This is a genomic window from Streptomyces sp. NPDC001135 (assembly GCF_053598395.1).
This window is the reverse complement of sequence record NZ_JBSFKD010000060.1, coordinates 11,589-31,694: the sequence shown is the minus strand read 5'-3', so window position 1 is coordinate 31,694 and position 20,106 is coordinate 11,589. Positions and strand designations below refer to the sequence as shown.

The following is a 20,106-nucleotide window of genomic DNA, read 5'->3' as shown; positions in this document are numbered from 1 at the left end:
TAACTCACCCCGGAGCCGTTCCACCTCCCCCAGCCTCACACCACGAAGATGCCCACCATCAGGCGAGATCACTCGACGTAACGAAGCACTACTAGCGCTCCTCGGCGAACATCCGGTCCAGGAAGCGGCCAGGGTGGTTGACGAACGCGCGGGTCAAAGCGACGGGCTCGGCCTGCTCGTATTCCACCTGCTCGATGGTGCCGTCGCTTTCGATCTGCAGGATTCGTGCGCCGGGCATGGCCAGCAGGATCGGTGAATGCGTGGCCACCACGAACTGGCAGCCTTGTTGGAGGAGTTCCCGGACCCGGACCATCAACGCCAGGCATCCCTGCACCGACAGGGCTGCCTCCGGCTCGTCCAGTACATAGAGACCGTTCGGGCCGAAACGGTGGTGCGCCAGGTCGAGGAACGACTGGCCGTGCGAGCGTTCGTGCAGGGACCGGCCGCCGTAGGCGTGCAGCAGTTCTCCCGAGCCCTCGTCCAGCCGCTCGATCTCGGTGGCCACGTTGTAGAAACTCTCCGCGCGCAGGAAGAAACCCGTGCGAGGTCTACGGTTCCAGCACACAGTCAGGTGCTCGCCCAGATCGGACTCGGTGGCCCGGCTGGCGAATCGGAAGGACCGGGAACCACCCTCGGCGTTGAACCCGGCGGCCGTGGCCAGCGCCTCGATCAAGGTGGACTTGCCCGAGCCGTTGTCGCCGACCAAAAACGTCACCGCCGGGTCCAGATCGAGCCTGTCCATGCCGGCGAGGCGGGTGACGACCGGAAGGCTGAAGGGGTACCGGTCGGTGCCCACGCGGGAATCCAGCGCGACGTAGCGGACAAAGCCCTGGCCGTGGCCGGTCATCGGCTTCCCCTTCTCGGCCAGTGTGATGCAGCACGGTCTAGAGCAGTCATGCCCCGACCATAGATCCAGCCACTGACAGCCCGCGGACCACGTGAGCATCGCGATGCTGCCTCGGCAGGAGACCTGGCGACTCCCAGCTCATGAACGTCACCCGACCATGGATCGGGGTGTCTGCCAAACCCAGAGCCTGATGGCTTTTGCTACGCAGCCAGGTGACGCCTCCCGAGATCAGTTTCCACCGCCGTACCGATGTCCCGGAGGCCGTCAATGCCGGGCCGGTGATGGTTTTTTACCGAACCATGACAATGGGTTGCCACCTGCGGCGTCGTACCGCACGCCATGAGCTGCGCACTCAGCGTATACATCAGGCGTATACGCCGTGTGTAGAGTGCGGCGCCATGTCCATCGGTCACGCCCTCCTGGGGCTCCTGGAGTCCGGCCCGCGACACGGCTACGACCTGAAGCGGGCCTTTGACGAGAAGTTCGGTCACGACAGGCCGCTGCACTACGGCCAGGTCTACGCGACGATGTCCCGTCTGCTGAAGCACGGCCTCGTGGAGGTCGACGGGACAGAGGCGGGCGGCGGGCCCGAGCGCAAGCGGTACGCCATCACCGACGCCGGCGTCACCGATGTCGAGCGGTGGCTCGCGACCCCGGAGAAGCCGGAGGAGCACCTGCAGTCGACCCTCTACACGAAGGTCGTCCTCGCACTGCTCACTCATCGGAACGCGGCCGTCATCCTCGACACCCAGCGTGCCGAGCACCTGCGCAGCATGCGGATCCTGACCGACCGCAAGCGCAAGGGCGACCTCGCGGACCAGCTGATCTGCGACCACGCGCTGTTCCACCTGGAGGCCGACCTGCGCTGGCTGGAGCTGACGGCCGCGCGTCTCGACAAGCTGCGGGCGGAGGTGGCCGCATGACCAGCCTTCCTCCTCCTCCGGGCTCCCTGCTCGCCGCCGAGAACCTGCGCAAGGCCTACGGCCCGACGGTCGCGCTCGACGGCGCCGGGTTCTCCATCCACCCCGGCGAGGTCGTCGCCGTGATGGGTCCCTCCGGCTCCGGCAAGTCGACGCTGCTGCACTGCCTCGCCGGGATCGTGCCGCCCGACTCGGGGTCGATCACCTACGACGGGCGTGAGCTGACCGGCATGAGTGACGCCGAGCGCAGTGCGCTGCGGCGCAGCGAGTTCGGGTTCGTCTTCCAGTTCGGCCAGCTCGTCCCGGAGCTGACCTGCGTGGAGAACGTGGCGCTGCCGCTGCGGCTGAACGGCGTCTCCCGCAAGGAGGCCGAGAAGACGGCGCTCACCTGGATGGAACGGCTGGAGGTGGACGACCTCGAGGGCAAGCGGCCGGGCGAGGTCTCCGGTGGCCAGGGGCAGCGGGTCGCGGTGGCGCGGGCGCTGGTCACCGGGCCCCGGGTGCTGTTCGCGGACGAGCCGACCGGCGCGCTGGACTCGTTCAACGGCGAGCGTGTGATGGAGCTGCTCACGGGGGCGGCCCGGTCGACCCACGCAGCCGTGGTGCTGGTCACGCACGAGGCCCGGGTGGCCGCCTACTCCGACCGCGAGATCGTCGTACGCGACGGCAAGTCCCGGGACATGGAGAGCGCCATATGAGGCTGCGGCTGTGGTCGAGGGATCTGGCGATGGGGGCCCGGTTCGCCTTCACGGGCGGGCGTGAGGGGTGGGTCCGGGTGCTGCTGACGGCGGTCGGCGTCGGCCTCGGTGTGGCATTGCTGCTGCTGACGACCGCGCTGCCGAACGCGCTGGCCGTGCGTCAGCAGCGCGAACAGGCCCGCGAGGACTACTCGTTCACCACGTCCGCGCGCCCCAAGGCCGACAACACGGTACTGGTCGCCGCGACCGACACCCAGTGGCACTCCAAGAGCATCCGGGGCCGGCTCCTGGAACCCGAGGGCCCGCGCGCGCCGTTGCCGCCTGGGCTCGGTCACTTCCCGGCCAAGGGCGAGATGGTGGTTTCGCCGGCGCTGAAGAGGCTGCTGGACTCGGACGGGGCGAAGCTGCTGCGGGAGCGGCTGCCGTACCGGATCACCGGCACGATCGGCGGGAGCGGACTGGTCGGCTCCCAGGAACTGGCGTACTTCGCGGGCGCCGAGGGACTGGTGCCCCAGGCGGGCGGGGTGCGGGTGGAGCGGCTGGTCGGGTTCGGGAATCCGCATCCGACTGCCGAGCGGGCCGACCCTGTGCTCATCCTGATGACACTGGTCGTCTTCGTGGTACTGCTGATGCCGGTCGCCGTGTTCATCGCCGCGGCCGTACGGTTCGGCGGCGAGCGGCGCGACCGCAGGCTGGCCGCGCTGCGCCTGGTGGGCTCCGACAGCCGGATGACCCGTCGGATCGCGGCCGGCGAGGCGCTGGCCGGAGCGGTGCTCGGACTCGCCACCGGTACGGTGTTCTTCCTGATCGGGCGGCAGGTCACGGGCTCGCTCGAGGTGCTCGGGGAGAGCGTCTTCCCCAGCGATCTGAATCCCTCCCCCGCGCTCGTGCTGCTGGTAACGGTGGCGGTCCCAGCCGCCGCGGTGCTGGTGACGCTGTTCGCCATGCGTGGGGTGGTCGTCGAGCCGCTGGGCGTGGCGCGGGCGGCCCGGCCCGCACGGCGCCGCCTGTGGTGGCGACTTCTGCTGCCGCTGGCCGGCCTGGCGATGCTGTACCCGATGATCGGCAACGGCCGTAACCACGGTGACTTCAACCAGTACCTGGTCATCGGCGGCGTGCTGCTGGTGCTGGTCGGCGTGACCACTCTGCTGCCATGGGCCGTGGAGCGGGCCGTCGCCCAGCTCGGCGGCGGCGCGGTCTCCTGGCAACTGGCCGTACGCCGCCTTCAGCTGGGCAGCGGTACGGCAGCCCGCATGGTCAACGGCATAGCGGTGGCGGTGGCCGGGGCGATCGCGCTGCAGATGCTGTTCGCCGGCGCGCAGAGCCAGTACACCAAGGACACCGGCCGTGACCCCGAACGGGCCCAGATGGAGGTCGACTTGTCCGACCGGACCCAAGTTGCCCTCGCCGACGAGGAGTTCCACCGGACCAAGGGCGTACGGGCGGCGGTTGCGCTGTCCACGGGGACGATCGCCGAAAAACGCCGGGATCCGGACACCACGGTCGACCTCACCGTCGGCGACTGCGCCGCGCTGCGGGAGGTGGCGCACCTGCCGTTCTGCCGGGACGGCGACGTGTTCACGCTGGGCAACCCCGCCGCCCGGAGGTCCGGCTACGACGCTTCCATGCGAGCCCTCATCCGGCCCGGCCAGCACGTCTACGTCGACCCGACGTACGCGGACGTGCGCGGCCGTGAGGTGGCCTGGACGGTGCCGGCCGGTGTGCGGCGGGCATCCGTCCGCAAGGACTCGCTGCAGGACAGCACCTCCGGCTTGCTGGTCACCCCGGCTGCGCTGCCCGCCGCGGCCGCGCCGACCCTGAACGGCCACGTGTACGTCCGCCTCGACCCGTCGGTGCCCGACGCGGAGGAGTACGCACGCAACGCGGCCGTCAGGGTGGATCCGGTCGCGAACACCTTCGTCTGGTCGTCGACCGAGCAGTCCTCGAAGTACACCTCTTTGCGTACCGGCCTGTTCGTCGGCGCGGCCTGTGTGCTGGTTTTGGTCGGCGCGAGCCTGCTGGTCTCCCAGCTTGAGCAGTTGCGGGAGCGGCGCAAGCTGCTGTCTTCACTGGTCGCCTGCGGCACCCGGCGCCGCACTCTGGGCCTGTCGGTGCTGTGGCAGACGGCGATCCCGATCGTCCTCGGCCTGCTACTGGCCTCGACCGTGGGCCTGACCCTCGGTGTGGTGCTGCTGAAGATGACGGCAATTCCGGTGGTCGTCGACTGGACGAGCGTCCTGTCGATGAGCGGCGTCGGCTCGGTGGTGGTCCTCGCGGTCACCCTGCTCAGCCTGCCCGCCCTGCTGCGGCTGATGCGCCCGGAGGGCCTGCGCACCGAGTAGCCGGCCCGCTGCGTGGGCGCTTCCCGCCCCTGCGGGGCACCATGCCCGGTCGTCACGGATCGTCCTCGCACACCACCCGCCGCGGCTGGGCGAACAGCACGCCGCCCTTATCCAGGGGTGAGGTCTGAATCGCGCGGTCAGGGTGCCGTCGTCAATCTCAGCGACGAGTTCCCCGATCACACCGACGACAGCCCGGTGATCCGGTACTCCGCCACGATCAACCTCATCACGTGCGGTTCAACGAGTCACCGGTGCGTCGAGCCACGGCCAACCATGCACGAGGTCGTTAGGCAACCTTCGCCCCCGACCGGCATCGGGACAGGCTGATGCGCCTCCGAAAACGAGTGGCCCGGAAACGAGGGCACGGCTAACGTCGCGGCCGTGGATATCAGGGAACTGGATCGTCGTGCCCTCGCCACCTTGGGAGCGGTGATCGCACAGACTGGCCCGGACCAGCTTCGTCTTCCAACGCCGTGTGCCGACTGGACACTACACGGCCTCCTCCGCCACCAAGTGAGCGAGAACCTCGGCTTCGCAGCCGCCGCGGCAGGCGTCACCGGTGACCTCCGGGCCTGGGACCAGGGCAACCTGGGCGGGGATCCTTACCAGGCGTACCTCGACTCGGCCGACGCCATGACGCGGGCGTTCGCCGAGGACGTCCTGGACCATTCGCTCCAGATCAGGGAGTTCGGGTTCTTTCCCGGCCGGATCGCGCTCGGTATGCATGTGCTCGACTGCGTAGTCCACGGTTGGGATGTCGCTCAGACCATCGGCGTTGACTACGACCCGGACGACGACCTCGTCCGCTACGCACTCAAGGTCGCGGCGCAGATCCCGACCGGAGCACCGTCCGATGACCGGGCAAGGACACCGTTCGCCCCGGCGGTTGAGGTCGCCGCGGGCTCTCCCGCCTTGGAGCGGCTACTCGGACTCGTCGGCCGTCGCCCAGCGGCGGCTCACCAACGGGTCGTGCACTGACTTCTACACCGCGGAAACGCCGTCCGGTGTCGCCCGGTGCAGGAACCGACGTGATGGATCGGCAGGGGCCGAAGCCGTGGGAGGCCGACGACGAGTTGTGTGATCGAGCCGCCAGGCTTCACCTCACCGCGGCGGCTGTCATGTCCGGTCCGCGTGTCCCAGCGGAACACGCAGCCTCGTTCTACATGGCAAAATCGGTCCACTCGGCAGCTGTCAGCCGTTCCTGCCGGTCGGGTCGCATTGGTCAGTTGTCCGCGAGTGCCAGCTTGATGCCGAAGCCGACGAGCACCGAACCGGTGATCGCGTCGATGGCCCGCTGCACCGAGCCGCGGTTCAGCCACCGGCGGACGAGCTGGGTGCCGAATATCAGCGCGCTGAACCAGACCAGCCCTTCCAGATCATGCACGGTCGCCAGGACGACCCCCATCAGCAGATGCGAGGCGCCGGTGGGGATGAACTGGGGCAGCATCGCCATGTAGAAGACGCCGTTCTTCGGGTTCAGCAGGCTGGTGCCCAGCCCGCGCGCCCAGGAACGTGCCCATGTCGCCTCCGCGGTCGTGGCTCTCGCTCCACCCACCGCATCCTCCGACACGGGCCGGCCGCGCTCCTTGAACGTCCGGCGAAGCATGCCGATCCCCAGCCACGCCAGGTACCCGGCACCGGCCACGCGCAGCGCGTCGTACAGCAGATGGGATGCCGTGAGCACCGCCGCGGCACCGACCGCGGCGGCCACGCCCCACACGAGTACGCCGCAGAGGATCCCCAGCGCCGTCGCGAAGGCCCGGCGCCTGCCCAGGGTGATGGCGGAGCGTAGCACCAGAGCGGTGTCCAGTCCCGGCATGATGGTCAGCATGCCTGCCACTACGGCGAAGGATGCGATAGCAGAGGAAACGGTCATGCGGCCATCCTGAAGCCGCGACCGCGATCACGTCCAATGTGGTCTGCTTCACTGCGCATCAGCAGGGCTGATGTCGCTGCTCGCTCGGCGCTTCGCTCCTGGGAGTCGGCCGCACCTCAAGCGCTCCCTCGGCTGTCTCCGGCTTGGCGCAACCTGTCAGCGGAGGTCCTTGTCACTCAGCGCTGGGTGGTCGGGAAGGCATCGATGCCGGCTGGTTCCTTGCGTAGCACTCCAGTCGTGGATCGCCACCTGACAGCCCATCATCTACCTCGGTCCTTTGCCAGTCACACAGAACCGCGAACGTCGGCGCTGATGAACCTGCGGCATGCGACGGCATGACGGGAGGGCCGTCGCCCGCCAGCGCCGGCCGCGGCAGCGCCCAGTCCGCGTGGGCACGTTCAGCCGGCGGCACCACTCGGCACCGGCGACGCCGGAAGATCCGGCCGGAGCCTGAACTCCGGCCGGACTGACGGGCGTCGTCAGACGCTCCAGATCTCCTTCATCGTCTCCACTTCGCCCTTGGCGTTCAGCGTGACCTCATAGATATTCCCGAAGCAGCCGTAGGGCGCGTGCACCTTGGGGTAGTCCTTGGTGGGAGCCCCGATTTCCTCGGCCAGGCAGCGGTCGATGTGCAGCGACAGCTGCTCATGGTCGACCTGCTTCCACTTGCCGGGGCCGGCAGCCAGGGCCAGATATGCCTTGACGTCCTTGGGAAGGACGTAGTGCTTGGTCTGAGCCCCCTTCTCGGCGCCGTAGATCCAGTCGTTCGGCGTGCAGTGCGGCTTGGCCACCGCGGCCTCGAAGCCACTGGAGTCACGCATCAGCTCGACCTTCAACTTCATGTGCCCTGCGGGCAGGGTCGGCGGCGTGCCGCAGTCCCCGCCCTTTCCGTCACCATCGACGTCATCGGTCGGGTCGCTGCTTCCGGTCTTGCCGGTGTCCGACGCCTTGGACGCCGTAGCCGACGGCGCGCTCGACGGCGTTGCGCTGCTGCCGGAACCCCCGGTCGCGCCTGCGGTGTTGTCGTCCGGATCGCAGGCGGCGACGCCGCTCAGGGCGGCGAGAAGCGCAATCGCGCTGAAGACACGGCGAGTTGAAGTCATTCTTCCATTCCCCCGAATGAGTGAGCTCGGTGACGTGATCATGATTGATCGACGGAGCTTTCTACACCACGGAGCTGTTGAAAGGCCAATTGACGAGGCCGGAGGCGACGCCCGTCAGGAGGGCCCTGCGAGGACTTCGCCCGGCGACCAGCGCACCAGCGTCGCTTGCTCGTCCGCGGACAACAGTGCCTCAGCAGCCGCCGCATCTGGAACTCCTGGACATCGCGTTCGCAACCTTGAAAAGGGCGTGGGGCGAGCAGTTGGGGACCTTCAGCGGTGTGGCCGACGGGCACCGTGAACTAACGGACGCTCTCCTGGAGGTGGCCATTGACGCTCGGCGTTCCGGGACGGGGAGACCTCCGGCACAGGCCGGCATTGTCAATGCCGGCTCAGATGCTGCCGGGCATGGCCGCTCCTGGACGCGGCTACACGAGTACCTCGGTTCGGTGCCCGGTCCGCATACCCCCGCGCGAGGAGCGGACGTCGGTCCATGGGGTCGGTTTCTGGTGCCGCTCGAGGAGTTGGGTGAAGGAGAAGCGGGGGGTCGGCCGCCGGGACAGTCGGCTGCCTGGGGTGCGGAGGTACGACCGGCCCGTGTTCCGTGACCGGCGGCTTGCGCCAGGCGCGCTCGGCTGTCCTGCCCGACAGCCGCGGGAATCGACCGACGAGGATCCCCGTCCGGGCCGTCGCCCCCTTCGGCCGGTCTGCCGGCTGCGATGGCAGGCCGGTTGAGGGGCATTGTCAGTGACACCGCGTAGCGTGTGATCATCGAACCAGCAGTGCGGGGGAAGGCCGGCGCATGGGCAGGCGTGTGGAAAAGAGCGGCTACACCGCGGAACTGACGAATGATCTGGAGGTCGTCTACCGCAATCCGCAGGGGCGGAGGCTCAAGAAGTTCCCCGATGCGATCGCGGGTGCTCCCGGGCTCGGAGCCCTGATGGGGGCACGGACGCATCTGCGGAAGCACCGTGAGGCATGTCGTCTGCAGGCGGGTGAGTGGGCGTCGGACGCGGTCCGTGTGCCGCGTGCCCTGGCCGACGCGGACCCGCTGTGGCGGGAGGCCCTGGAGGCCGAGTCCGTCGAGCTGTCCGACGAGTTGGGTGACGGTGGCCTGTGGGTTCGTACGTACGCCGGGTTCGACGGCCGCACCCTGACCCAGGTGCTTCCCGAACAGCTCGTCCCGTACCGCGACCGCTTGATGCGCGGGCAGCACTGGGAGCCGGACGGCTGCTTCTCCACCGGCATACCGGATCCCTCCGACGGTGCCCTTCCCTTCCCTGAGCGGGTCATCGCCGCCCACCCCGGTTTCGAGGAGCCGGCGACGGAGAAGCTCCTGCTCCTGCAGGAACGCACGCAGCAGTGGAGGTGCGCCTACAAGGCGGACGTCGACAGTGTCCTCCAGGGCATGGAGGAGTCGGTCCCCGCGCTGCTGATCACACTCCTCGACGAGATGGCCGACCTCGCCCTGCGGCAGGGCGAGCATGCGACGGCCGCCGCCTGGTTCGGGCGGGCCCGCACCGCCGAGCGGGTGCAGGCGCGCAAGGTCGACAAGGAGTGGCTGCTGGGCCGGTACCTCACCTACGCCGAGGGCAAGGCTCTCTCCGCCACGGTCCTGCGGGCCTGGGCTCGCGAGCTGGCCGTCAAGGGAGAGGCGACCGAGGCCGATCTCTCGCGGTTCCGCCAGGTGGTGGTCCGCCGTGTCCAGGCGTCGTCCGAGGTGTACCCGCAGCTGGCCGTCGATGTGCGCAAGCTCGCCAAGGCCGCCGGTCTCGAACCGGAGCGGGAACTGGCCACGCTGCTCGGGGAGATGTTCGCGGTCGGCGGTGTCTCGCTGTCGGACGACAAGTTCTGGACCGACTGCCTCAAGGGCCGGGCCATGGACCTGCTGGGCAGGCACACGCCGGAGGCCGCTCGCCAAGTGCTGAGACTGCGTCCTCGGCGTTTCGGCGACAGCTCCAGGGTGTGGCGGGAGCTGCTGGAACGCACCGGTGCGCTGGCGCTGCTCACCGGCCAGGTCCCGGGGCTGCCCGTCGGCGAAGCCGCCGCCTGGCTGTCCGCGTGCGTCCTGTCGAACAGCGACAGGAACGGCCCCTGGCCCGTCATGTACGAGATCGCCGAGCGGATCGCGCCGAAGCTGGCTGCCGACGGTGTGCCCGTGCAGTTCCGTTACCTGGGAATCGGCGAGTATGCCGACGGTAAGACACCCCTCGACCTGATCGACCTGCTTCTGGAGCGCGGGGCCCCGGTCGCCGACCCTCCGGAGCTGCTCGGCCCGTCGCAGCTGTACCGCATCCAGCTCAGCCACCGGCCGAAGCTGGAGCACCTGCAGGCGGACGAGCGCTTCGCCCGAGAGCTGCGGGCACGGGTGCGAGCCGACCTGGAGATGACCACCAAGGACCTGGCGTCCAACAGCTGGTACCAGCCGCACGAGACCAAGGGCTGGCAGCGGATCCCCGAGCTGTTCGACAACCCGATCGGGCACGAGGAGATCCGGGCCTGGTTCGGCCGCGAGCGGGCGAAGCTGCGCGCAGGCCTCGACTTCGAGGAACTGGTCCTGCTGCTCGGCCGGCTCGTGCACGTGGGCGTGGCGGTGGACCTCCTCCTCAAGGACGCGCAGGCGGCGGCCGAGTTCGCGGCGGTGGACGTCGTAGCACTGCTGATGGCCCAGTTGCCCGACACCGTCTCGCGTGCGCAGGTCGAGGAGCTGCTGGGGAGGCTTCAGCCCTACTACGTCGAGCGGGAGGGTGTCCGGGGACCCAATCGCGGACCGATCCTGGAAGCGCTGCCGCAACTGGGCGAGCCGATGCACAGCCGGGCCGCCCGCTCCCTGGTCATGGCCGTCAACTGCCGTGCGGGACTGGCGCGGCTGGCCGGCTGTCTCACCCCTGGCGAGGGTGATGTGTCACCGACCGCCGACGCGGGGTCGCAGGAGCCGGAGGACAAGGTGAGCCGTCAGATGATGGCGCTCGCGAAGGAGGGCACGGCCGTTTGGGGTGGTGATCTGGGGCAGGCCACCACCACGTTCGACCGCATGCCACGCAACGGCCGGTTCCGGCGCACGCACGCGTGCGCCGCGGCACTCGTTCTGTGCGCCGTCTCCTCGATGCCGGGCGGCTCGGCGGCCCGGTCGCTGATGATGTACGCCGCCCACCCCTTCGTCACCGGTGAGCCGGGCCACTGGCGGATCGTCCACTGCGAGGTTCCCGAGGACCGTACCGATATCAACGTCCCGCTTCCCGGGACCGTCTTCCGGACGGACACGTCCGTCGCCTACGTCCTGGCCAGTTCAGGCAGGGACCCCCGGCGCACACTGTGGGAGTACTCCCTGGACGGCGTCCACCCCGAGGACGGCCCACTGGCTCTCGCAGGCGTGAAGCTCACGTGTGCCCATGTGCTGGAGCCCGTGCGTCCGGGCGCGTGGTTCACGCGCTTCGCCGAGCTGTACCGCAAGCACGGACCGGCACCGGCCCGCCCGGGGCTCGCCCGAGCCTTCGCGGAGCGCCTGGGCCTCTCCCAGGCGGAGGCCACCGCGCTGCTGACCGCACACGTCCCCTGTGCGCCGTACCAGCTGGACGAGGAGGACGGCTACCTCTCCGGCCACTACTCCGCCGACCTGGAGTCCTGGAAGATCCGGCACAAGGAGGCGGAACGAGCGGTTGCCGCACTGACCGACGCGCTCGGTCCCCGGTTCTTCACGACGTTCTACGACAAGCTCCTTCCCGACGACCCCGAGCAGCTGTGGGCCACAGGGCCCGACGTGGACCGGGCCGCCGAGTGGTGGCTGGCGGAACTGGGCAGCCCCCTGCCCGTACCCATCGCGCTCCTGCCCCTCGCCGCCAAGGAGACACTCCCGCCCCAGGGCGAGGCGGCCATGACTCGGCAGCCCCGCGGGGACAACCGGCGCTGGTGGCCCCACCTGCGGCTGCCCGCCCTCCTCGGCCGGCTTGCCACCGGGGCGGACTGCCTGGCTCCCCACCGCGCGGGCCTGGCGGGCGAACCGCACCCGCTGGCCCTGCCGAGAATCGCCGCCTGGCTCGCCTACCGCACCCCGGCCGGCGCCCCGTCGCGCCCCGCGGCCGGCGCGGCGATATCCCGGCTGTGCGAGGAGCTGTCCTCGGCCCCCGGTCCGCTCACACTCTTCTCACTGCAGAGCAACTACCTGATGGGCCCACCCCCTTCGACGGAGACGCTCACCGCTCATCCGGCGGTCACGGAGGTGGCCGACGCGGCCTACGACATGCGTCATCTGCGTGTGGACCCAGCCGCGCTCAAGGGACCCGATGATCCTCTGCTGGACGCCTTGGACATCTACCTCGACTCCGTACTGCCCTCTCAGTGGCTGCCCAGCCCCTCGGGACTGCCCGCCGTCGCGGACCTGCGGCTGCTGCTGAGCGGTGATTTCGCCGCGCTCGGAGCGCACTTGCTCACCGACGGCGAGCGACGCCCGGGCTGGGAACAGGACCCCGCGCGGTCCGTGCCGCATCTTGTCGAGGACTGCGCCGAGGCCTTCGGGCTGGGCAAGGACGCCGCGTCGCTCTACCTGATGCTGCTGGCGCTGCCGGACCCGTCGGACCGCAATGTCAAGGCGTGGACCGGCTGGAAGCCCAGCCGCTTCAAAAAAGCGGAGACCGAGCTGCACGCGTCGGGCCGAGTGCTGCGTGCCCTCCGGTCACGAGCGGGCCGCTCCCTCTTCCTGCCGGGCGCCTGGCAGGAGCGGAAGCCGCCTCGCCTCCCGATCGAGGCGTCGAAGCTCGGCCTGCTGCCCCTGGCCAGGGAGCACCGGTCGACATCACACCTGACCGCGGTGCCCTCCGCCCCGCTGCCGGTGCTGTTCTCGCGGGCGTGGGAGGGCGTAGCCCTGTAGGGGCACGGGAGGATGTCGTGTCCGCGGTCCGGGCCGGCCGGAGCTTGCCGCGTTCCCTCTCGCCGCGGCCGCCGTCCACGCTGATCGGCTCGGCGCCTTCCCGACCGGCGCGCTGCCGACGGCCGTCACGGCGGTGCTCGAGGTGCGCCGCCGCCTCGGCGAGCAGGCCCTCACCGTCGGCCGTACGGCGCCGGCCGGCCGCAGTGTCCTTCGCGGACGAGCCGGTGTTCGGCCTGTCGTCGTGGCCGGAGCGCGAGGCGTGGACCGAGACGGTCGAGGATCGAGTGCTCTCAGATGACACCCAGGCGCGCCAGGACTCCGCTTACGGTAGAGCTAGGACGGTTTGAGCTGCCACTGAGCGGCGAGCCCCACGTGGGGTCATGCCATGCGCTCCCTGCTGAGTGCTCGAGCAGGTGCTGTGCCGTGATCGGGGCGGTGTCCCGAGAGGCTCCTACAGCAATCAGAGCGGTGGTGAGCGTCGCAGCTGCCTCATCCGGCAGGGCATGCTCGGTGAGCAAGGGAAGCAGCAGCAGGAGTCGGGCAGGTGGGTCCTCGATCCCTTCGGCTATGGAGCTCGGACTGTCGACGATGCGGATGAGTTCACGCCACGTCAGTGTGTCTCCATGCAAGTCCGCCTCCCAGCTGGCGATTTGCTGGGCACTGCTCCAGCTCGGATGCGTAAACAAGTAGTCGACTCCGTAGTCGCCGACAAGATTGCGGTAGACCGCCACGGCCTCGTACCCACCCTCAACCGGTATCCGGAACACCGGCCACCGTTCCGGGTCCCTGAGCACCTCGGACATGGCGTCGGCATCAGCTCCGTCATCGCCGAACCACTCCGGCTCAGCACCCGCATCACGACAACACGGGCCCCCAAGGTGGTTCGACCAGAAGCCCGGACGGTCTACCAGTGGCTCTCCGTCGACCAGCGGGCCGCCGTTGTATCCCTCGATCAGCACGCCGTAAGCCTGCCATCCGCTCCTCCGTCGGCAGGGGATGGACGGTGACCGCACCGTCCATGTCGGTCCGCTCGACGGTGTGGCCCTGGAGCGCCGTCCGGAAGGGCACTCCCTCGCGTGCCACAAAGCGCTGATCAAACCGCGCCACCTCACAGCCGGCCTGATCCGAACGCCAGGCCTAGCGGCGCCCTACCAGCAGGGTCGGCTTCCTGAGGCCCACCTCCCTGTCGGGCAGCGCGGGCCGGGTGAACGGACTGCTCAGGCCCGGCCGTGCGCCTCCTGGGAGCGGCGCGACAGTGCGTCGATGACCGCGGCGGCGAACAGTACCCCGCCGGTGATCACGAACTGGACGGCGACCGGGATGTCTGTGATCGCCATGCCCGAGGCGATCGACTGGATGATCAGCGCGCCGAGCACCGCGGACCAGGTCGTGCCGCGTCCCCCGAACAGGCTGGTGCCGCCGATGACCGCCGCCGCGATGGCGTTCAGCAAGAGGACGCCCGAGCCGGAGGACTGGCTGACCGACGTGATCCGTGAGGCGAGGAACAGGCCGCCGATCGCGGCCATCGTGCCGGAGACCGCGAGCACCACGGTCTGCACCCGCACCACGCCGATACTGGCGCGGCGGGCCGCCTCGACACCGCCGCCGAGTGCGTAGACCCGTCGTCCGAGGTACGTGCTGCGCAGGAGCACGTCCAGCCCGGCCACCACGACGAGGAAGATCAGGAGGGCCAGTGGCAGTCCGTGGAACTGGTTGAGCACGTACGCGGCGGCGAACGCGATCACCGTGAGGGCTCCCGTGCGCACCCCTAGCTCGGAGAGGGAACGGTGCGGCAGGCCCAGGGCCCGCCGGTGGCTCCTGGTCCGGTAGGAGATGACGAAGGGCAGGCCCGCGCCGAGCGCCGCCACACCGTAGGCGACGCCGGTGTTGCTGAAGTAGTAGCTGGTCAGCTTGGCGACGAGGCCGTTTGAGTCGAGGTCGATGGTGCCACTGGTGCCGAGGACGTAGAGCATGGCGCCGTTCCAGGTCAGCAGCCCCGCGAGCGTGACGACGAACGCGGGCACGCGGGTCCTGGCGAAGGAGAAACCCTGGATGGTGCCGGCCGCTGTGCCCACCAGCACCGCGAGGATGACGGCGAGCCATTCGGGGACGCCGTTGTTGACGCTCAGCACGGCGAAGACGGCTGCCGCGAGACCGCTGATCGAACCGACCGACAGGTCGAGCTCGCCGATCAGCAGCACGAAGACGATGCCGACCGCGATCAGACCCGTACCCACGATGTCCACACTGAGGTTGGACAGGTTCCGGGGTGAGAGGAAGTTCGGGTTGAGGCACTGGAAGATGACCCATACCGCGAGGAGGACGAGGATGACCGGGAGCGAGCCCAGTTCGCCGGCGATGAACTTGTGCCGGGACACGGCGGCCCAGCCCTCCACCACACGGACGATCTTCCGCCCGGGCCCGGGTCGGCGGGGTTCGGCGGCGGGGGCGGCCTGCCTGTTGTCTGTCTTCTTGCGGTCCTGTGTCACCAGTCCACCTCCCGGTGGGCCATCCGGTGCGGAACGTTCTCCGTGGCCCCGGTGATGGAGGAAATGATCTCTTCTTGGGACGCGGTGTTCACGTTGAAGAAGCCGTTGTTGCGGCCCAGCCGCAACACCGCGGCCCGGTCTGCGAGGGCTTTGACATCGGCCATGTTGTGGCTGATGAGGAGGACTCCCATGCCGCGGTCACGCAGCTGGTCGACGAGTTCCAGGACTTCGGCGGTCTGTTCGATGCCCAGGGATGCCGTCGGCTCATCCAGGAGGAGTACCCGGGGGTCGCCGAGGAGGGAGCGGGCGATGGCGACCGTCTGCCGCTGGCCGCTGGACAGGGCCACGACGGGGGAGCGCAGATCGGGCAGGCCCGTCGCCAGGCGCTTCAGGAGGTCACGGGTACGGCGCTCCATCTCCGCTTCGTCGAGGAAGCCGAGCCTGCTGATCTCCTGCCCCAGGAACAGGTTGCCGACGACGTCGAGGTTGCCGCACAGGGCGAGGTCCTGGTAGACGGTGGCGACGCCGAGATCCCGGGCGTCCTGGGGACGCCTGATGTGGACCGCCCGGCCCTCCCATTCGATGACGCCCGAGTCCGCGGGGGCCACGCCCGAGATCACCTTGACGAGGGTGGACTTGCCGGCCCCGTTGTCCCCCAGAAGCGCCACGACCTCGCCCGCGCGGATCTTCAGTTCGATGTCGGTGAGGACCTGAACGACGCCGAAGCGCTTGCACACGCCGTGCAGCGCCAGCAGTGGTGGAGCCGACACGGAAACCATCTCCTTCCCCGGGCCCGGCTGTGGGGGACCGGCCTATCCGGTCAGTCCGGCCCGGTGGCAGGCCGTTCTGAGCCGGGGCACGCAGATCTGCTCGACCGTGTACACGCCGCCCTTCACGAGGGTGCCCTTGATGGTGCCGACGGTCACTGACACGGGGGTGAGCAGGACGGCCGGAACCACGTTCCCGCCGCGGGTGCGCACCGTGCCGGTGGCGAGGCGGTGGAGGTTCTCGCCGCGGGCCGCGGCCACGGCCATGGCGGCGCCCGCGGAGGCCTCGGCGCTGTTGGGCTTCCAGACGGTCATGTACTGTTCGCCGCCGACGATGCGGCGCACAGCCCCGAGGTCGGCGTCCTGGCCGGTGACGGGGGGAAGCGGGGAGACCTTGTTCGCTCTGAGGGCGGAGATGACGCCGGAGGCAAGGGCGTCGTTGGCGGAGTAGACGCCGTCGATGTTGCGGGCGCCGAGGTCGGCGATGGCGCCGGACATGTTCATGTTGGCGATGTCCGAACGCCACATGGGCGTGTCGTACGTCTTGCCGATCTTGACCTTGCCCCTGAGCACCGACAGGGCGCCTGCTTCGAACAGAAGGGTGTTGGGGTCGGTTGGATCGCCGTTGATCATGACGATCTGATCACCGACTGCCCGATGGGCCATGGCCTCCAGCAGCGCCCTCGCCTGGAGCCTGCCGACCTCCTGGCCGTCGAAGGACACATAGCCCGAGATCGGGCCCTCGTCGAGGCGGTCGTAGGAGATGACAGGGACGCCCGCGTCGTGCGCCTTCCTGACTGCGGCGCTGAGCGCGCTGGCGTCGACGGCCACGAGTACCAGTGCATCGACCCCTTTGGTGATCATGGAGTCCACCTGTCGCTGCTGGGCGGCCACGTCGCCGTTGGCATTGGCGTGCTCGACCGTGCAGTCGGCGCACAACTGCTTGATCTTCTCCTCCAGGAGAGGCCTGTCCTTGGACTCCCAGCGGGACGTGATGGCATCCGGCAGCAGCAGACCGATCCTCGGGCCGCTTCCGGCGTGGACGCCGGTCCCGCCCCCCTGTCCACAGGCGGCAAGAGCCATCGACATGGCGACCACGGCGATAGCAGCGTCCCGTATGAAGGTCTTCATGTGAGAGACCTCCCTGAGCCGTGCCTCTAGGGTGGGGCCCGAGCAGGGTCCGCAGGTCGGGGCGGCCGTGGACCGACTCGCTCCGTGGGGATGGCCTCCCGGTGGGCGGACCTGGCGAGGAGCGGTGTGCGCGTCTTCTGTGCCCCTTCGGCCGCCCGCTCAGGGGCGCGGACGGCGCGCATGCGCGGCGCCGTACCCGCACCAGGCCGGTCGTCCCGCCCGCGGGCACCGGCGTCTCTCTCAGTGCGTATGGCGATACCCGGCCTCCTCACCCGGCCACGCCACAAGACGGCCACGTCGTCAGTCTGGCATCGGCCGCGGTGACCTGCGAGCCCAGTGGATCCCTGAGGGGGCGAGGTGCCCAGCCAGAGCTGTGGCATCGGCGCGGCGGGCGGTGGCGCGCACCGGATGCGCGATGCGCACCCCCGGGTGGTGTGCACCACCGCACCAGGTATGCATCCACCCGGTGCGGTGGTGCGGCTACCGATGCAGAGCCACCACGGTGTCCACCACCGCACGGGCCCGCTCCACCTGTTCATCGCGCATCGCCTGCAGAGCCTGGGCGACGTTCTTCGGTGCGTCGGCGAGGACCTGGCCGACGCAGTGGGTGCGGATGATTCCCGGCGCGGCAGCCGCGGGGGCGTGCGTGGCCCACGCGCGGACCGCCATCAGGCATGACGCCGACCTCGTCCAGGACGAAGGACTCGGCGCCGCCGTCGTCGCCCCGTCGTTTCCCGACGATCTGAACGGTGCTACCTGCGACGCCTTCGCGGGCGCGGCCTTCATCTGGCATCCCGACATCGAAGCCTTCACTCAGGCCGGTCGGGACCGGCAGGTGGCCGCCGCATCCCCTGGCGGCTCGTCCGGGTCGGACACGACGGTCCTGGCCCAATGACCCAGCCCAGAACCTTCCGGCGGTGGGGGAGTGGCGCCCCCGTCGCCGGACGACCGAAGACACGCCGCGAGGCACACCATGTCCAGCTCCCCGATCCACGGGGTATCGGGGTATCGGGGTATCGGGGTTTGACGGCATCAGTGAAGAGGCCATGTGGCGGCATGCAGTCCCCGCGAAACTCCGCCGAGCCGGCACATACGACCGCGAGGTACTCACACAGATCCCTGCCATGCTGCCCGTCACGGGCCACGGCCGACGAACGCCCGGCATCACCACGCCCTCGGCTACGCCGACCGGGCGGCCGTTGAGCTGCTCAACAGCGCAGCCACCGGCCGCGATGCCGTCCCGTGGCGTCGAGTGGCGCACTGTGTACGGCTCAGAGCGAAGCGGCGAACCCCGAGAGGCTGGACCGCGTACGGCCTGGCACGGAGGTTCTGGGTGACCACCTCTCCGACCGGCAGTCCCTCAACCCGTTCATACGGTCTCGGCGGGCGCGGTGGCTGTCCGTGGGCGTTGCGCCATCGGAAGTAGGCCTGCAGGGACCGGTGCACCGAATGCCGCGATTGCCCTGCTCGCAGTGGCTTACTGGGACCCTGCAACACGAAGTGATCTTGCTGCTCGCGTGATCGCGTGCCCATGTCATGTCATGCGCCGACCGACTGCGCTGTTCATGCCTGACTCGTCCGGACACCCGCCTCAAGGAGGGCGACGATGCCCCGTTCGATTGTGTGCCCTCGCGGGGCCCGCTACCGACGTACGCTGCCGCCCATCGCCGTTGTCCTGCACCTGGTGGCCGCCGTCCTTCTCGGTGGCGCGACACCCGCCGCCGCGCTGAGCAAACCGATCGTCAACGGACCTGTGTTCAACGACCCGCTGGGCACGCCGACGCAGCAGAAGGCAATCTTCACCCAACTCGTGCAGTTGATCGACGCGACGCCCGCCGGGGCGGAGATCCGCGGCTCGATGTACGAGTTCCAGGACCAAGAGGTCGCCGCCGCGCTGCTCGCCGCCGACCGGCGCGGCGTCAACGTCAAGATCATCGTCGATGACTCGACCTATGTGGACAGTAACGGCGCTGAGTACGGCAACCCGGCCTTCGAGTCCCTCAGGTCCGGTCTCGGAACCAATGACGCCGCCCGCTCCTGGATCGTCGTCTGCGACGACATGTTCGAGGACGCCGACGGAGTGGATGACGTCCAGCGCGGCTGCCTGAGCGTCGCTCCCCCCGAACCGGCCTACAACCACAACAAGTTCTTCATCTTTTCGAGAATCGGTCCCTTCGACGACGGCACCAGTTACTCGAAGGTCGTCTTCCAGACCTCCTCGAACCTCTCCGACTGGTACAAGGTCGAGTCCTTCAACGACGCCGTGACCTTCACGGACGCCGCCGTCTACGACGGCTACGCCTCGTACCACGAGCAACTCCGCCACGGGCGCACCCTCGCAGGCGGCAACAACAACGCGTACTTCTCCACCCCGGCCGGCTCGACCTACCGGGGCTTCTTCTTCCCGCGCGGTGACACCTCGTACTACAACCCGGCCACCGACACCGTGGTCAACGCGCTGAACGAGATCAGCTGCGCCTACACCGGCACGGACGGGCTACAGCACCAGAGCGACATCCGCATCGTGGTGTACAGCTTCTACGGCTCGCGCGTCCAGGTCGCCGACAAGCTGGCCCAGCTGCGCGGCAAGGGCTGCTGGATCGACATCATCTACGCCGAGAGCGACAGCACGATCACCACCAAGCTGGACACCGCCGGCATCCAGCACCGGCGGTGCCGTATTCCCAACGGCCCCGGAATCGACGTCCGTCCGCACAACAAACAGATCCTGATCGACGGGTCCTACGACGGCGACACCACACCACGCGTCTACACGGGCAGCGCCAATCTGACCGGGTCGTCCCTGCGCTCGGCCGATGAGGCGCTCGTACGGATTGCCGACGCGTCCTATCACTCACAGTATTTGAGCACGTTTTACAGGATTCGCACCGCCTGCGGCGGTTGACGAGGCTTCCTCGGCTTGGACGGTAACCACCCGTCGTCATCACCAGCCACCGAGCGGCGAAAGCCCGCCTCCTCACCACTGCTCGAAAGGAGACGAACAGTCTGATCGCCCGCGAACGGACATACGCCGCACAGGGTCCCCGCCCGCATCGACCACTGCGTGCG

At 69.2% G+C, this 20,106-nt stretch carries 14 protein-coding genes; 7 read left to right on the top strand and 7 right to left on the bottom strand.

The window, feature by feature from the left end:
- Positions 1-91: 91 nt before the first annotated feature.
- Positions 92-847, bottom strand: a complete 756-nt coding sequence (locus tag ACWC94_RS40920; RefSeq protein ID WP_450802694.1) for an AAA family ATPase — start codon at positions 845-847, stop codon at positions 92-94.
- Between the two features lie 398 nt (positions 848-1,245).
- Between ACWC94_RS40920 and ACWC94_RS40915 the strand changes: the two genes are divergently transcribed.
- From ACWC94_RS40915 to ACWC94_RS40900, 4 genes are all read left to right on the top strand, one after another.
- Positions 1,246-1,770, top strand: coding sequence for a PadR family transcriptional regulator (locus ACWC94_RS40915; protein WP_450802692.1), 525 nt, complete (start codon positions 1,246-1,248; stop codon positions 1,768-1,770).
- On the top strand, positions 1,767-2,465 hold the full coding sequence (locus ACWC94_RS40910) for an ABC transporter ATP-binding protein (RefSeq protein ID WP_450802691.1): 699 nt from the start codon (positions 1,767-1,769) through the stop codon (positions 2,463-2,465). The genes ACWC94_RS40915 and ACWC94_RS40910 overlap by 4 nt, the downstream gene beginning before the upstream one ends.
- Positions 2,462-4,807, top strand: coding sequence for an ABC transporter permease (locus ACWC94_RS40905; protein ID WP_450802690.1), 2,346 nt, complete (start codon positions 2,462-2,464; stop codon positions 4,805-4,807). The genes ACWC94_RS40910 and ACWC94_RS40905 overlap by 4 nt, the downstream gene beginning before the upstream one ends.
- A 381-nt stretch (positions 4,808-5,188) precedes the next feature.
- Positions 5,189-5,785: a TIGR03086 family metal-binding protein gene (locus tag ACWC94_RS40900; protein WP_450802688.1), complete on the top strand. Its 597-nt coding sequence runs from the start codon at positions 5,189-5,191 to the stop codon at positions 5,783-5,785.
- A gap of 244 nt (positions 5,786-6,029) precedes the next feature.
- Here the strand turns inward: ACWC94_RS40900 and ACWC94_RS40895 are convergent, their stop codons facing one another.
- Positions 6,030-6,683, bottom strand: a complete 654-nt coding sequence (locus ACWC94_RS40895; protein ID WP_450802686.1) for a LysE family translocator — start codon at positions 6,681-6,683, stop codon at positions 6,030-6,032.
- A 479-nt stretch (positions 6,684-7,162) separates the two neighbouring features.
- Positions 7,163-7,786 carry a hypothetical protein gene (locus ACWC94_RS40890; protein WP_450802684.1) on the bottom strand — a complete coding sequence of 208 codons (624 nt, stop codon included), beginning with the start codon at positions 7,784-7,786 and terminating at the stop codon, positions 7,163-7,165.
- Between the two features lie 799 nt (positions 7,787-8,585).
- On the opposite strand from ACWC94_RS40890, the gene ACWC94_RS40885 reads away from it, so the two are divergent.
- Positions 8,586-12,650, top strand: coding sequence for a hypothetical protein (locus ACWC94_RS40885; RefSeq protein WP_450802683.1), 4,065 nt, complete (start codon positions 8,586-8,588; stop codon positions 12,648-12,650).
- A gap of 290 nt (positions 12,651-12,940) precedes the next feature.
- On the opposite strand, the gene ACWC94_RS40880 is transcribed toward ACWC94_RS40885, so the two are convergent.
- The 4 genes from ACWC94_RS40880 to ACWC94_RS40865 all read right to left on the bottom strand — a co-directional run bounded on the left by ACWC94_RS40880 (position 12,941) and on the right by ACWC94_RS40865 (position 17,037).
- Entirely contained in the window at positions 12,941-13,609 is a 669-nt protein-coding gene (locus ACWC94_RS40880; protein WP_450802682.1) for a hypothetical protein, read from the bottom strand.
- Between the two features lie 258 nt (positions 13,610-13,867).
- Positions 13,868-15,139 (bottom strand): sugar ABC transporter permease, encoded by a 1,272-nt coding sequence (locus ACWC94_RS40875; protein ID WP_450802681.1) that lies wholly within the window; start codon positions 15,137-15,139, stop codon positions 13,868-13,870.
- The gene (locus tag ACWC94_RS40870; protein WP_450802680.1) at positions 15,136-15,918 is read right to left on the bottom strand and encodes an ATP-binding cassette domain-containing protein; all 783 of its coding nucleotides are present in this window, start codon (positions 15,916-15,918) and stop codon (positions 15,136-15,138) included. Before ACWC94_RS40870 ends, ACWC94_RS40875 begins: the two co-directional genes overlap by 4 nt.
- 33 nt (positions 15,919-15,951) lie before the next feature.
- Positions 15,952-17,037, bottom strand: coding sequence for a sugar ABC transporter substrate-binding protein (locus ACWC94_RS40865; protein WP_450802678.1), 1,086 nt, complete (start codon positions 17,035-17,037; stop codon positions 15,952-15,954).
- Between the two features lie 502 nt (positions 17,038-17,539).
- On the opposite strand from ACWC94_RS40865, the gene ACWC94_RS40860 reads away from it, so the two are divergent.
- Both ACWC94_RS40860 and ACWC94_RS40855 read left to right on the top strand, forming a co-directional pair.
- On the top strand, positions 17,540-17,932 hold the full coding sequence (locus ACWC94_RS40860; protein ID WP_450802676.1) for a hypothetical protein: 393 nt from the start codon (positions 17,540-17,542) through the stop codon (positions 17,930-17,932).
- Positions 17,933-18,643: 711 nt separating this feature from the next.
- On the top strand, positions 18,644-19,942 hold the full coding sequence (locus ACWC94_RS40855) for a phospholipase D-like domain-containing protein (RefSeq protein WP_450802674.1): 1,299 nt from the start codon (positions 18,644-18,646) through the stop codon (positions 19,940-19,942).
- The last annotated feature ends 164 nt before the right edge of the window (positions 19,943-20,106 follow it).

What these genes read in the sequence shown, in the direction of transcription:
- ACWC94_RS40920 (WP_450802694.1), bottom strand. Translation starts at nt 847, where the DNA reads ATGACCGGCCACGGCCAGGGCTTTGTCCGCTACGTCGCGCTGGATTCC.
- ACWC94_RS40915 (WP_450802692.1), top strand. Translation starts at nt 1,246, where the DNA reads ATGTCCATCGGTCACGCCCTCCTGGGGCTCCTGGAGTCCGGCCCGCGA.
- ACWC94_RS40910 (WP_450802691.1), top strand. Translation starts at nt 1,767, where the DNA reads ATGACCAGCCTTCCTCCTCCTCCGGGCTCCCTGCTCGCCGCCGAGAAC.
- ACWC94_RS40905 (WP_450802690.1), top strand. Translation starts at nt 2,462, where the DNA reads ATGAGGCTGCGGCTGTGGTCGAGGGATCTGGCGATGGGGGCCCGGTTC.
- ACWC94_RS40895 (WP_450802686.1), bottom strand. Translation starts at nt 6,683, where the DNA reads ATGACCGTTTCCTCTGCTATCGCATCCTTCGCCGTAGTGGCAGGCATG.
- ACWC94_RS40890 (WP_450802684.1), bottom strand. Translation starts at nt 7,786, where the DNA reads ATGACTTCAACTCGCCGTGTCTTCAGCGCGATTGCGCTTCTCGCCGCC.
- ACWC94_RS40885 (WP_450802683.1), top strand. Translation starts at nt 8,586, where the DNA reads ATGGGCAGGCGTGTGGAAAAGAGCGGCTACACCGCGGAACTGACGAAT.
- ACWC94_RS40870 (WP_450802680.1), bottom strand. Translation starts at nt 15,918, where the DNA reads ATGGTTTCCGTGTCGGCTCCACCACTGCTGGCGCTGCACGGCGTGTGC.
- ACWC94_RS40865 (WP_450802678.1), bottom strand. Translation starts at nt 17,037, where the DNA reads ATGAAGACCTTCATACGGGACGCTGCTATCGCCGTGGTCGCCATGTCG.
- ACWC94_RS40855 (WP_450802674.1), top strand. Translation starts at nt 18,644, where the DNA reads ATGCCCCGTTCGATTGTGTGCCCTCGCGGGGCCCGCTACCGACGTACG.